The organism is Idiomarina rhizosphaerae (assembly GCF_024159085.1).
Classification (GTDB): Bacteria; Pseudomonadota; Gammaproteobacteria; order Enterobacterales; family Alteromonadaceae; genus Idiomarina; species Idiomarina rhizosphaerae.
Genome location: NZ_JAMZDE010000006.1, coordinates 343,868 through 356,945, shown reverse-complemented (window position 1 = coordinate 356,945; position 13,078 = coordinate 343,868). Strand labels below are relative to the sequence as shown.

Annotated in this window: 8 protein-coding genes; all 8 read right to left on the bottom strand. The window is 38.4% G+C overall.

Going from position 1 to position 13,078, the window contains the following annotated elements:
* Positions 1-48: 48 nt before the first annotated feature.
* Complete coding sequence (locus tag NJR55_RS07320; protein WP_253619181.1) at positions 49-1,368, bottom strand: McrC family protein; 1,320 nt, start codon at positions 1,366-1,368, stop codon at positions 49-51.
* The gene (locus NJR55_RS07315; protein WP_253619179.1) at positions 1,361-3,085 is read right to left on the bottom strand and encodes an McrB family protein; all 1,725 of its coding nucleotides are present in this window, start codon (positions 3,083-3,085) and stop codon (positions 1,361-1,363) included. The genes NJR55_RS07320 and NJR55_RS07315 overlap by 8 nt, the downstream gene beginning before the upstream one ends.
* Positions 3,085-4,425, bottom strand: coding sequence for a site-specific DNA-methyltransferase (locus tag NJR55_RS07310; RefSeq protein ID WP_253619177.1), 1,341 nt, complete (start codon positions 4,423-4,425; stop codon positions 3,085-3,087). Before NJR55_RS07310 ends, NJR55_RS07315 begins: the two co-directional genes overlap by 1 nt.
* Positions 4,422-5,801, bottom strand: coding sequence for a DNA methyltransferase (locus NJR55_RS07305; RefSeq protein WP_253619175.1), 1,380 nt, complete (start codon positions 5,799-5,801; stop codon positions 4,422-4,424). Before NJR55_RS07305 ends, NJR55_RS07310 begins: the two co-directional genes overlap by 4 nt.
* A 432-nt stretch (positions 5,802-6,233) precedes the next feature.
* Positions 6,234-6,698 carry a hypothetical protein gene (locus NJR55_RS07300; RefSeq protein ID WP_253619173.1) on the bottom strand — a complete coding sequence of 155 codons (465 nt, stop codon included), beginning with the start codon at positions 6,696-6,698 and terminating at the stop codon, positions 6,234-6,236.
* The gene (locus NJR55_RS07295) at positions 6,695-8,767 is read right to left on the bottom strand and encodes a site-specific integrase (protein ID WP_253619171.1); all 2,073 of its coding nucleotides are present in this window, start codon (positions 8,765-8,767) and stop codon (positions 6,695-6,697) included. Before NJR55_RS07295 ends, NJR55_RS07300 begins: the two co-directional genes overlap by 4 nt.
* Positions 8,764-11,529 (bottom strand): hypothetical protein, encoded by a 2,766-nt coding sequence (locus NJR55_RS07290; protein ID WP_253619169.1) that lies wholly within the window; start codon positions 11,527-11,529, stop codon positions 8,764-8,766. Before NJR55_RS07290 ends, NJR55_RS07295 begins: the two co-directional genes overlap by 4 nt.
* Positions 11,519-13,000 (bottom strand): site-specific integrase, encoded by a 1,482-nt coding sequence (locus tag NJR55_RS07285; RefSeq protein ID WP_253619168.1) that lies wholly within the window; start codon positions 12,998-13,000, stop codon positions 11,519-11,521. Before NJR55_RS07285 ends, NJR55_RS07290 begins: the two co-directional genes overlap by 11 nt.
* Between the last annotated feature and the right edge of the window lie 78 nt (positions 13,001-13,078).

The following is a 13,078-nucleotide window of genomic DNA, read 5'->3' as shown; positions in this document are numbered from 1 at the left end:
TTTATTAGTTTCCGAACTAACGTGGGAATCTAAGCAGCTTGAATATAATCAAGCTTCATTTACTAAGCGACTGATGCAATCAATAAGCTGCTGCTCAACTAGTTCAATGTTTTCATTTTGTAAATCTAGATAATAATTATAGAAATTAATTTTATGACCGCCACCAATCTCGCCAATGTACACTAATGATTCTTCCCGAGTAATAAAGCTTGGCAAAATACACACTGCGATATTAGCTCCGTAAGAAAGCGCATGAGAAATCAATTGATAGCGGTCGGTTTCCTTTGCTGACTTTTTATACTTTGCATCCGCAACGAGCCGTATGTTATTATCTTTATCTTCGTAAATATAGTCAGGCTTAGCTTCATAAGTATTATTGTCATTAAATAATTTTTTCTTACCGTCACTGTTTCCATCAAAGACATTAAATCCATATTGATTAGATTTGAATAGGTTAAGTAAATAAGATTCGAAAACGTAAGCTACATTAATTACGAATGCAGATAAAGAGATATTATTAGTGTTTTTTTCAAGATCCAATATCGAAGCATTTATAATTTCCTTTGACAAGTTGATTATATTGTAATAATAACTTCTAAGCGTAGGAATTGAGTTATCTAAAATTATTTTATTAACTTTTTCAATGAATTTTCTGCTTAGATCCAATGTCACATTATCGAATTGTTCGTAAATCTCATATAAATTCTTTTTCAATGCCTTTGATTTTTCACCATCGAAATTTGGTAGCTGATATAAACAGAACCAAATTGTATATTTTATTAACTGATTCAACTCATGGTCTGAAGTGAAATTGTAGTCAATAACTGCTAACTTATTAGGATGGTTTTTAGCAACGCACTGAGAAATAGTTTTAGAGAACGATATTTTACCCTTAGGTGAATTGACGATATCTTCTTTTTCAATATAAACCTTGAAAATACCTTCAGATAAAAGATGTCTAAGCTCAACTATGAAGCAAGATACAAGAAAGTGTTTTAAATTTTGAGATTCTATACTCGAAATTCCGTAAAACCGTTTATAATATTCTAATATTTTTATTTCACTATTCGCACATGAAATTATATGCATGAGATTTGCAATTGGAGCTTTAGGCTTAATATTTAAAATTACATTTTTGTTAAGTCTTATTTCACCAATATAGTTTCCCGACCGAACAGATATTTTACCCTTTCGGTAGCTTACTTCTACTAAGCTATGTTCGAAAACCTCCTTATTTATTTCTATATCACCCGAAGCCCCGATAATAAAATCATTAGGGATGTCGATATATTCATTTTCGTGAATATCAAAAATGTATTCAGTTGGTTTTTTTACAGAAACGTCTTGCAATTCCAAATCACTACTCATTCAAAACTGTTTCATTGTAGAGTTGATTGAGCTCATTGTACTTCTCCATTTCAAAGCGAAACATCTTTTCAAAAATACGCTCTAACTTGTGTTTCCAAAGACGTCTTAAGTCGCTTTGGTTGGACACCTTCGAAAATAACGCATGTCCCAAACCATGAGGTGAAGACTTATTAGCCTTGTTATAGAAATTAATTACACGTCCTTGAAGTGCAGGCTCCATTCCGTTCCTTTCCAACAATGACTTCAATACTTCTCTATCAGGATTCATAAGGATGCTTTCAAATCTTCTTTCTAATGCATCATCCAAATCCGACACAGATTTATCGTATGGATTCATTGTTGCAATAATGATCAGGTTTTTAGGAATCTGCTCTTTTCTTTGCGAATATGCAAGACGAAAGTATTTATCCCGATAATCAGGTTCTATGTAAGTTAATACCTCTCCTAATATCCTGCTTGGGTCACCCCTAGTAAATTCGTCTATGACTATTATGAAAAGTTTATCAGGCTCGCGCTTAGCGCGACTACACGTTTTTAAGAATACTTTAGGTCTAATTTCAAATCCGTTGCTCTTTTGATTTTCATCAAACGATGGAACATAGCCTTCTACAAATTCGTCATAGCCAAAGTTTGGATGAAACTGAGTGCTTTCTATATACTTAGTCTTTCCAGAGGATAGTAATAGAGCTACCTGTCGAGCATACCAACTTTTGCCAGTACCGGGAGGTCCAGATAGTATAAAATTTCTACTACCTGAATCAATTAGCTCTTTGAATTGTTGGAAAATTTTGTCACTACTGTCTATTTCAGGAGGTATCAATTCCGGTTCAGGATCATCCTCTCTATCCAAGTTGTTTTGCGACTCGCCATCTAAATCAACTGGTTTGCCAATATGTTGTGTCCAATCAATAATTGATTCAAATAACTTAAATGACTTTTCTTCTTTAAGAATCTCAAGAATAGTAGGCTTATAATATTTATTTAGGACCCATTTCTGAGTCCCTTCTTTTTCAAGAACAGCAGGATATTTACCAACTTGTGTCCCGAGTCGTCCCATATAGTACTTGGGCTCAGATTTAGCTCCTTCTAGCTCAGCGCTATATTTAGTATCAAGCTCACTTTTACTGAGGCCTTTATGCTTGTCTATCCTATAAGCACGAATTGTTTCTATTGCATTATCAATTTCAGAAGAACTGTGAAGTTTGAATACAAAGCGTTTCAGCTCGTCAGCAGTAATATAATCTTCCAGTTCAATAATAATTTTAAAAAGAGTCCAATATGGAAATATATCACTTGAAGAGAGTTTTTCTTCATATTCAGTGTCTTTGGTCAACTTGGGTTTCGCAGGGTTATTTAACTGTGCTCGACTAAGTAGTTCAATTACAAAGTAGGGAGCAGCCTTGTGGAAATCAGGTAATTTTATAAGTATTTGATACCCTTGCTCCCCGGCTGGGGTTATCTCAATCAGCTCTTTTCCGTCTTTATTCGGGATTAATGCGACCCAGCCGGCCTCCTGAAATACTTTTACCCATGTTTGGATTAGCCCACCATGCTTTTTATACTCTTTTCCAGTTAGTGTTGAATAATCTTTATCTATATCAGCCTTAACCTCATCGAATATTGAGCCTTTTCTTTGATATAGTAACTGGAACATCTGCAATGCAGAGTTTGTGATCAAGCTATCTCTTGGTACTCGCCAGTAAAAATCTTCAGACATTACTTACAGTTCCTTAAATCTAAGAGCCAGTCATACTTTACAATACCGCCGTTTCCTTGACGAGGGAACCGCATATGTCGATTCCTTATCTCATATCCAAACGTATTTTCTCGACAAAATCCAACAGATTCAGCGCAATCGACTAATAGCTCGTGTGTCTCAATTGGAATGCCACTAACTACACTATCGCCAACTACAACCAAGTATCTAGAGTTTTCCTTTAGTACCGACCGCATCTGGTGAAAATGTTGAAGCATTTCAGAGAAATATTTATATACAATGTATCCACTTTTCTGATTAGATTCATACAGTTGCTCTAAGACTTTATCTATTGTCGCGATCCCCAGAAAATTCTGTTCTCGATACTCCGAAGCGAAAACTTTATCAGTGCCAACATACAATTTCTTTTGTAAGTTTTGTTTCGCCTGACTTTCCAGTTCAAAAAGATCTCCAATCCAAAAGTATTCGGACATTTGATTGTAAACGTAATCAACACTTTTTACGTAAGGTGGCGACGTGATTGCCAAATCTATCTTTGGTAGGCCGTGCTCTCTCCAAAAGTCTCCGACGTTTCTAGCTTCGCATTCTTCTAGAATGTTAACTTGCACATCTGTGGAGCTCAGTTCCGAAAATTCAACTACACGCTTGTAGTAATCGTCGATTGTTTTTAGAAATAAAGGTAGGGCAGGTTCTGGAATTTTCGGATGTGTATGCGAGACATAGGTTTTCTGAGTTTGATTATCGGCATTCGATGCTCTTCTTATTATGGCGATAAAACATACGAGAAAAAAATCGTATGTGGTTTTTTCAGATTTGAACCTATCAATTGTTGCGCGAATAGCTCCAAGTTGCTTCACCGCAGCTTCATTAAACCAATGTGATAGAGTCGGGAGCGTTGGTGTAAAAAGTTCAGCCACTTGGTTCGACATTAATATTGCTTTCAGTTCGGACACATGGCTCTGTAGGGCCCTTAAGTCGTAAGAAGCAGTTTTGACTTTAGATATGAGACGTGCAATTGGATCTATATCTAAGCCATAAGATGATACACCGAATATACTGCTTTCGACGAGGGTGGTGCCCGATCCCATAAATGGATCAAGAACTAACTTTGAGCTATCATTGGGACTTAAGTACTTATCTAAAGCCCACCTCGGTACATGTGGAATGAACTTACCCGGATATCGGTGAAACTTATGAGTAGCCCGAGTTAGCCCAGAATTTTTTATAACAAATACCTTATTCTTTCCGTGAGTTACATTTTTTGGGATCTCGTCTACGTAGATTAATTCAGGCTCTTCAACTGTCATTTTTTTTTGGTTGTTAATTGGATCATCAATCATAATTCCCCCTTTCTCAGGGTAATTATGCTTTCTCTCATATACCGCCGTTTATCACCTAATGATTTCTGCTGTTGTGCACTCGTAGGTAATAATCGAGCTATAGATATATGCTGGTTCTCATAACCTAAATCCCTTGCAAGGCTAGCTAAAATTAGATCGGTAGGGATTACAATTCCTCCATAAACTGAGTTACCTACAACCGCAGAACAAAAACCCTTATCTTTCAAAACGATTTTACACTGTTCCAACACGGAGTTCATATCAACAAAATACCCAGTTATAGCATCGGGTATTCTCTTGTCCCAAACCTTATCCCTATCTACAAGGTTCACTATCGCTTCTACAGCTGGGAGACGCTTATCTGAATCTCTTTTCAGTGTGGTTTCTACGTGGGAACGCAGAGCCTGACTATTGAGTTTTCGCATGTCTTCATATGAATCAATGAATTCTCCCATCCAGAGCTCTATCTTGAAAATTTTAAAATAGTTAAAGCAGTTACAATAAGGTGGGGAAAAAATAACGTAGTCCACTGTTTCACTGTTCACATGGTTGCTTATCTCTTCAGCCTTTGCACATTTTACTATTGGCGTAATACCGCTGTCTGGTGCTGGTATAGCTATGTCATCTAGCATCTCCGCCAACTTCTTTAAGAAAGTTTCTAAAACAAATCGAAACTTATCTTGCGGGAAATATTCCTCTTGCCATATTTCAATTGGTATTGTGTATGAACCTGACTTAGAACGCTTTTTATTTCTATATTTAATCCCGTTCCCTTCTTTATAGACATTTGATGTACCTTCAATAATAGATAGCCAAGCCACTTTGAAGAAGTCTCTTGATACTTCATTTTGAATTGCTTTAATGAAGCACCTTATTATCAATAGGGATTTTAGAATCTCTGGGTGATAAACTTTATCAATAATTTTAAGTTCAGGGGCTTCGTCAGAAGCGCTATCTAGGGTAAGGGACGATACAGAGTCGGTAAGCTTCCTAATTTCATCTATTTGCGAGCTGTTATAATTTCGAGTTTTAACCTTTGCTATCAACACCGACATTGGATTAACGTCTAGTCCGATAGCTTTCATACCCAGCTCTTTTGCAGCTAAAAGAGTCGTTCCTGCACCACAGAAAGGGTCTAAAATGACTGAGTTCTTGGGTAGTTCACTCAGCATGCTCTTGACTAATTCGATAGAATATCCCTCACGATAACGGAACCATCTATGGATAGGTCGCTCACTTTTTGGAGAGTAATTTACAAGGTTCTCCAAGCCCCCTACAACATTAACATCAAATTGAGACTCTAGAGTTAACAGCTGCTTCTGGTTCAGGCTCGATGCTCGTTCGCACAAATCAAGAATTCTACTTTTTCTAGCCATTTTCGGATTTATACTCATCGTTATGATTTTTCGATTTTCAGCCTTACTAAGCATTGGACAGTACCGATATGCTGACGTAGCTGAGCGAGCATTATAGCAAAAGGGGTCTAAAAACCCTTCTCAGTCTTGCTCTTAAGAATTGATATTACAAAGACATCGCAGAACTCAACCTCCGCCCCCTCATAAAGGAGTATGATACAAGATCGGGTGGGGAGAAGTCGCGTAAATGACCAGTAGTCTAACAGTATACAGTGTCATGCGCTGTCACTTCTAGGGGCATGTAAACCTAATACACTCTCTTATCCAGTGATGAAGTGTAGCACGTGCGCCCTAGGGGAAGATTACATCATAAATAGACGCTCGATAGGTTTGCGAGAAATTGTAACTTTCACAAGTGTCTAGCAAAGTATGGGAAGTCCAGTTTCCCCTGACCTAACGTCGTTTGATCCGGTTGATATGTATAACCTCGCCTGTCTCTTTGTCTATACTTTCGCCATGCTTTTCCGCCAACCTAGCCCTCAATAGATCGTTATACCTATACATCTCTAAAAGCTGAGCTACTAAGTCACCTTCTATTTTTTTTATGGTTTTTGATGATGGTGCTTGTGAGCGTTCGGTCAACTTCTTTAACTTGATATTAGCAGCCACTAACATATTTTCGAGCTGCTTTATCCGCTGGTCTTTGCTTCTATCTTCCATTTCAATGGCTCTTAATTTCTCAGCCTTGATTATTCTCTTTTCAACATCGCTATATGACTTCTTTCTAAGTAAGGTATGACTCAAACGAGCCCGCTTAGCGACTATATTTCTATTAATTTTTGCGTTGGGAGTTGCGATCAACTCGTTTAACGCGTCCATCATAAGTTCTTGACCAGATTTTTCGTCTTTGGGGCTCATGCTGAACTCTCCTCAGCGTTATCAGGCGCTGAATTTTTTAGAATTATTAAGGCAGCGTTGCTGGTATCTCTCCACGCCTCGGCCATCAAAGAGTATTCTGTTTGTTGTTCATCAGATAACTGCTTGTAAATGAGTAGTTTGTCATCGGCAAAATTTTTCATAGCTTGCCAATGTATCCGTTGCTTTTCGGAAACAATGTAATTAGGGCAATAAACACAACCACTTGGAATGCCGACATTTTTTAATTTACATTCAGAACCACCAGTACAATATCCATGAGGAAGCCCCCGGATATTTTTCAAGTTCTGGACTAAAAATGCCTTGTACGCTTCTAAGCTACTAAAGTGTATTTGCTTGATAGTTCTTTCCGTTTGAGACCCATTAGAAGCAGTAACATTGAAGACAAGGTTTCTGGCACCGTCGTTTAGGCGTTTCCCTCCTTCTCCTTTCAGCGTGCCGTTAGTTGCTTGTGATGCTATTTCGTAGGCTATATTGTCAACCAAGAGCTCCTCAAAATCTTCGAACAAGTCGATCATTTCATCAGTGCTGTCATACCCCCTGAACGCATAAACCATTGTCATTGAGCTTGCTAAATGCTTAAACTGATGTTTTATATCGTCCAGTTGACCAAGCCTATTGGCTATAATGAACCACGCAAAAGTGTGGCGGAGCATATGCGGTGTGATTCTAAAAGTATCTCCCACAACATAACTTTCTCCTTTTGAGCGTCCTCTAACCGCTTTGTAATTGCAACCTAGCGATTCTAGTTGATCGATATCTTTTTCAGTCAGTTGGTACTTGTATAGTTGTAGAGAGAACTTCGAGTCTTTATTTCCAAACACGCTACTATCATAGTCAGAATTGATCCCTAACGCAGCGTTTGTAAACCTAACGGTTTTAAGGGTATCAGCTACACCGAATATATGCTTTTTAACTAAACCATGGGATAGCTGATGTTTTAATTTTGACGTAATACTAAGGTTAGGGTTGTTCAAGATAGCTCTTGCTCTGTCGTGCATGCCGATTACATAACGCTCAAGTAACTTAATTGCGTCGTAGGTATCCTTATTTGTCACCCATTTCATTTTGATCTTTGTATCATCAGTCTTGCTCAAAGTAGCTTCAATATAATATTTACTGTCTTTATATTCAGCACAACCGATGGTGCATGAGAGAGCTTCTTCCTTCCGCATACCTGTGAATGTAAGTAGGTACATTAGTACGGATAACTTAAGGTTATCCAGTGCTTTAAATCCAATCCTGAGTGGGTCGGTGGTTTGCGAAGTAAGGCCTTTCGTAATACTTGATACAGTATTGTGTTTACCTATGCCTCCATTCATCTGTCTTATTGCTTTTGTAAAACCCTTATTTGCAAGTTCCCAATCAGAAATAAGGTTTTTCGCGCCTGATATCTTTTTGTCACACTCTTGAATTGCTCTTTGCAATACTCCAGATGGAACAACTGGATGGGATAGCACCGAATCTTGAGCTTCAGATGATAGGTTATGTCTGAAAAACTCTTCCTGGAAAATTGAAACCGTATCATTTGAAAATAAGCCATAGTTCAGCTTTTCTTCAAAGAATCGACGTTGAAAACTTTCGAAAGTGTAAGTTCCACGAGCGATAAAATTGATTTCTATGAATTTAATAATATAGTTTCTCTTTATCAACCCGCTAAGTGAGTCGAACATAAGGAGTGAATTAACTCCTGCTTTCTGCAATGTTTTCGCGAATTTTATTAAGTGTGAAGTTTGTATTTTTGCGGATTGAAATTTTATACCTCTCCCACCCTCAAAAACACCACAGTAGTTCGCGATTAAAAAGGCAGCTTTTACTTCATATTTCAGTGCGCCTTGTAAATCAGAAAAGTTCATAGACTTATTGCCCGATATCCGCCATACGTCATCGTTAAATTTGGTTTTCTTATGACTGTTTTGGTGGACGCTTTCGGATTCGTAGATGTTTGTCGAAGCAATTTTTTTGTAATCAATTTCGTTAAGTGGCTTTATTCTCAAAAGGCCAGTTTCGTCAGCTACAGATATGTGTTCTATCAGGTCAAAAATCTTCACGACTCACTCCCAAAACTAGCGAAAAAGGCCCAATCCTTGTGACAACCCTTGGTCTTAAATTCATACTCTCCATCTCTTACTGCCGCGCTATTTATTTCTTCAACATCGGCTAGTATCTTTTCAACCCGCTTATTCAACAGATTGATATACTCTGATTGATCAGTAGAGCTCTCATAATCACTAATTCCTCTTTCCATTTCACCGACCACGTAGCTCTGGTAAGACAATAGACGCCAAACGTGCTCTGCATCCGCAACAAGCCGATAGTGGCGACAAAATAGGCATGCGTTGAAGTCACCACACTGAGAGTTGTCACTGCCCGATTCTCGATTTAATCTGCGGCGTAGTTTCATGAACGCTTCAGCTTCTTCATCATTTCCTGTGGAAACGCACCGTCCGCTAGGTGTTTGTTTACTCTCAGGAGGAATGTCGGTAACGATGATGATCTCTTCTGCTAGAGGCCGACCGGTAAAGTAGTCAGCCATGATAGATGTGGCAGAAGAAATAGTTTCCTCAGACTCTAGCCCATCATCTCGAAGATAAACATCAAGAAAAACACTCAGAGAATGCTGACCAGCTTCGTAGTACTTCTTGAACTTTTTTGCGTAGCTCTTATATACGTAATTGAGACCGCCTTTACGAATTCTTTGGACATTGAACGATATAGAACATTCGTACTTGCGTAAAATCTGATTAATTTGCGAGTTAAAGTTGTTAAATGATGGACTATAAATGCGTCCATTTGAGGCCCGGTAAAGCGATAAACGATATTTTAGCTTACTATTCTCTTTGAGTGATGGACGGATTCGAGCGGAGATTTTGTCTCTGATATATTCAAGGTCAGATAGAGCATTAGTCACCTCTTTTCCGAAAACTAGCCCTTCTTTTTCAATTCCCTTTTCATCGATATTGAATTCATAAAATTGAGTTTTATAACCAGCTCTCTTCTTGAACAATCTAACAAAATTCGTAGTTTTGCCAATTATTGGTGCATCTAATTTCAACAAGTCGTCAATCTCTAGCATCAACACTGGATCTAGGTTCCAGCCAGTCTTTAGTAAAACTCTACCAAGTCTGAGGAAGAGCTCATCTTTGCTCGATAGGCTGTTATCTAGTAACCCTACTTCTATTGAATAGGCAAGAGAAGCAACATCTCTTAACGAATAGTAATCGGAAGCTTTGTTTTTGTCTTCGTTAGCTTTTCTCTTAGTTTTGGAAATACTGTAGGACTTTACCTTTGGAAGGTTGAAATGGTCGCAAAACAAACTTAGTACTGACTGTGAAAAACGCGCAGTTTGTAGCGTAAACTCACCAGTCTGATATTTATCTCTAATAATAAACCTGATCTTCTTTATTAGGCGACAATCATTCATCGCTAAACCTTCTACGCCATGCTCTTGTAGAGGTTTAACTTCTGCCTTGCGGAGTGTGCCTAAATGATTTTTAAAAATGTTTTTTAATATTGAAACTTGGCTGAAAACAGTGTTCCTTGAGTTCTTATCCCCATCAATACGGTTTAGTTCATACTGTGCGAAATCGAAAATTGATTGGGCAAGATGTGGAAATTTATCAAGCAATGGGTCTAGCACTATATGATTTTCAGAGTCGTCACTCGATTCGTTGTCAAATTTTACGACTAAGTTTAATAGGCTAGTTATTTTCCAATCACTCCCGTAAACGTAGTTATGTACGGCTATAAGCTCTCCTAGCGTGTCAGCTACTCTTTTTTCTTTGATTTGGTAGACGCTTTTTGCTAGAGAATGACCATTTTTATAAAACGCTAAAACACCTTCGCTTTTGAAGTCTTTCAAGTCAGGTAATTTATTTTTGTGATCATAAATCGCGCTACCTAACTTCGTTAAACGGGTTATGGCACTCAAGGCCGCCGTTTTGCCTCGTGTTTTGTGTACTTCGTTCACATATTCTTGGCATTGTATGAACCAAACGGGCGACAGTTCATATATCCAAACAGCTCCACGTTTGATATTACCTGCCTTTAACACATGAGAGGACTTTTTAGCTGATTTTGACTCAAGCCCGTGTAATTGGGGGTTGTGAGCACTGCGAAACTTAATAATTCTGCTGTGATTATCTGAGGGGATCTTTGATTTGAGCATTTCAAATGTAGTGTCATCATCGATAATGTCCACAACAGTCTTCTTTTTCTCAAAGGCTCTTTTTAAAGCTTCATCGCCTTTAGCGTTGACCAAAGCTTGTGAAATCCAGTGCACTCCTGATTTATATTTATTGTAGCCATTAGGTTTTTTCAATACGTTAAGAAACAAATCACTACAATCTACGACCGTCTCGGCGGAATATATGTATAGTTTCGATATATCTATCGAGAGGTCTGATGTTGATGAGCGAACTCGGGAGGGAGAACTCAGGGACGGGTCATCAAAATATGTTTTAGCTAAATGTATTAACGAGGCAAGGATTGAGCCCTTACGGCGTGTATATACTTGAACTGCTTCAACTTCGTAGAGCTCTTTTTCAACTCTAGCCCATTCAATTTTATCCTTAAGTAAATCGAATCCTGTTTCGACAAACCGTAGAAAATGAATGCTGTTAAATGAGCTAGTAGCTTGCTCTATGTACTTAAGAAGATCTTTCAATCTTTCTTCGGTTACGTCATGTCCCGCGCAGCGTCTTTTATCTGAGGGTTTGCAGGACTCCTCTAAAATTCTTAGTACATTTTGACCAAGGGGCTTTGAAAGGGTCTCAAACTGCTTTACAAGCTTTAAGCTTCTATCAGGAATCATTATTTTGCCCCGACTTGTCAGCTCTTGCTGCAACCTCTTGATAAATGTCCACCACCCAAGGGTCCATTGCGCCGTGATAGCCTACACGTCCCTCTGTCGCAAAATCGAGGTACCTTTGAACTGTGTGAAAGTTCTCATGTGAGAGAAGAAGCGTTAGCTTGGCTTTAATTTCGCTGGGCTCATAATCTTTTCGAATTAGAGCAATAGCCCAGAGTGTGGCAAATGTAGCTCTGAGATCGTGAAATGTTCTTTCAATTATTGGCAGGCCTAATTCTTTAAGCTCAAGCCGGACTTTAGCTATCGAATTTTTAACACTGTTTTCTGACATCCGCTCTCCACTCTTGTTTAGAAAAAGAGGGAGAGGGTGCTCTGAACTGTTGGCTCCGTATCTGCGTTCATGTAACTCGCGCCGTCTCAAATACTCTTTGTCTTGAGTGTAGTTCCACAACTCCTCCATGAGCTTTGGAGAAATCCTGAGGTTTATTGGTTTGCTAAATTTACGAAGCAATGAAAGTGAAAAGGAGACTCGTTTTTCTGATGGGCTGATTATTTCATCATGATTGATTTGTACTACTTCGAAAGCTCGTAGCCCGGCGAATAAGCCACACTTGATGAATAATCCATATGTACGGTGAGCATAAAGACTTGTACCTATCAGCAGTTTTAGCTCGGCTCCAGAGTAAGCCATTAGTTTCTTTTTTGGGGTTTTATCTTTTTGGATAGCGGTTTTCGGGATACGTAAATTGCTTACATATGACCGCAGTGCTCTTTTGTTCGCTGCTCTAGTGCCCGGCATAGCGAAAACTGCATCAGCATTCTCGCTTCGAGTCACCCTTATATTCTTTATTTTGTGTGAGAACGGTAGTGCGTTACTCTCACCTCTTCTGTAACTCCACAAATAAAATGTTCTCACATTTTGAAGAACTCGATCTGCTAATTCGAATGATAACTTTTGTCTTTCAACAAGATCAGTGAGGTGTTGTTGAAATCTCCAAACAGGAAGTAGTTCTTCAGCTTCCATTATGCTATTCGGATCATAATCTATTGGTACCGCAATAATTTCTTCGTAGGTGATATTTTCGTCTATCATCCAGTCTAAGAATCGACGTAAATCTTTTGCAATTGGCATTAGGCTTTTAGTTTTCAGCCCTGAACCTTTCTTAGCTCCAAGATATCCTTGACTCCATACATACTGCTCGTTTTGCGAATATCTATTTTTTTTGATTGAAAATGCGCCAGTTTTTCGATCCGCAATAAATAGATTAAACTCCATGCATTCTTTTATTCTATCTGGGCAGGATATGAGAGGAAAATCCTCAATAATTTGGTCGGTGTGATAACTCAATGCTCGCAGACCATGCGGAGGAGTTTCGAGCTCAGAGAGATCGTTTGTTTCATTAGTTAAGAAAAAGGGTATTTTTCCTAAATTTACTTCGGTCGTAATAATCTTAGTCGAGCTTTTAGTTATCATGCTATTCCCTCAGGCTATACTGCATGGTGACATGAAAATAACGATGAGTAAAGAATGGGGTGCTGGTAACATATCAAG

Coding starts and splice junctions, on each gene's coding strand:
- NJR55_RS07300 (WP_253619173.1), bottom strand. CDS start 6,698: ATGAGCCCCAAAGACGAAAAATCTGGTCAAGAACTTATGATGGACGCG.
- NJR55_RS07290 (WP_253619169.1), bottom strand. CDS start 11,529: ATGATTCCTGATAGAAGCTTAAAGCTTGTAAAGCAGTTTGAGACCCTT.
- NJR55_RS07285 (WP_253619168.1), bottom strand. CDS start 13,000: ATGATAACTAAAAGCTCGACTAAGATTATTACGACCGAAGTAAATTTA.
- NJR55_RS07315 (WP_253619179.1), bottom strand. CDS start 3,085: ATGTCTGAAGATTTTTACTGGCGAGTACCAAGAGATAGCTTGATCACA.
- NJR55_RS07310 (WP_253619177.1), bottom strand. CDS start 4,425: ATGATTGATGATCCAATTAACAACCAAAAAAAAATGACAGTTGAAGAG.
- NJR55_RS07305 (WP_253619175.1), bottom strand. CDS start 5,801: ATGGCTAGAAAAAGTAGAATTCTTGATTTGTGCGAACGAGCATCGAGC.
- NJR55_RS07320 (WP_253619181.1), bottom strand. CDS start 1,368: ATGAGTAGTGATTTGGAATTGCAAGACGTTTCTGTAAAAAAACCAACT.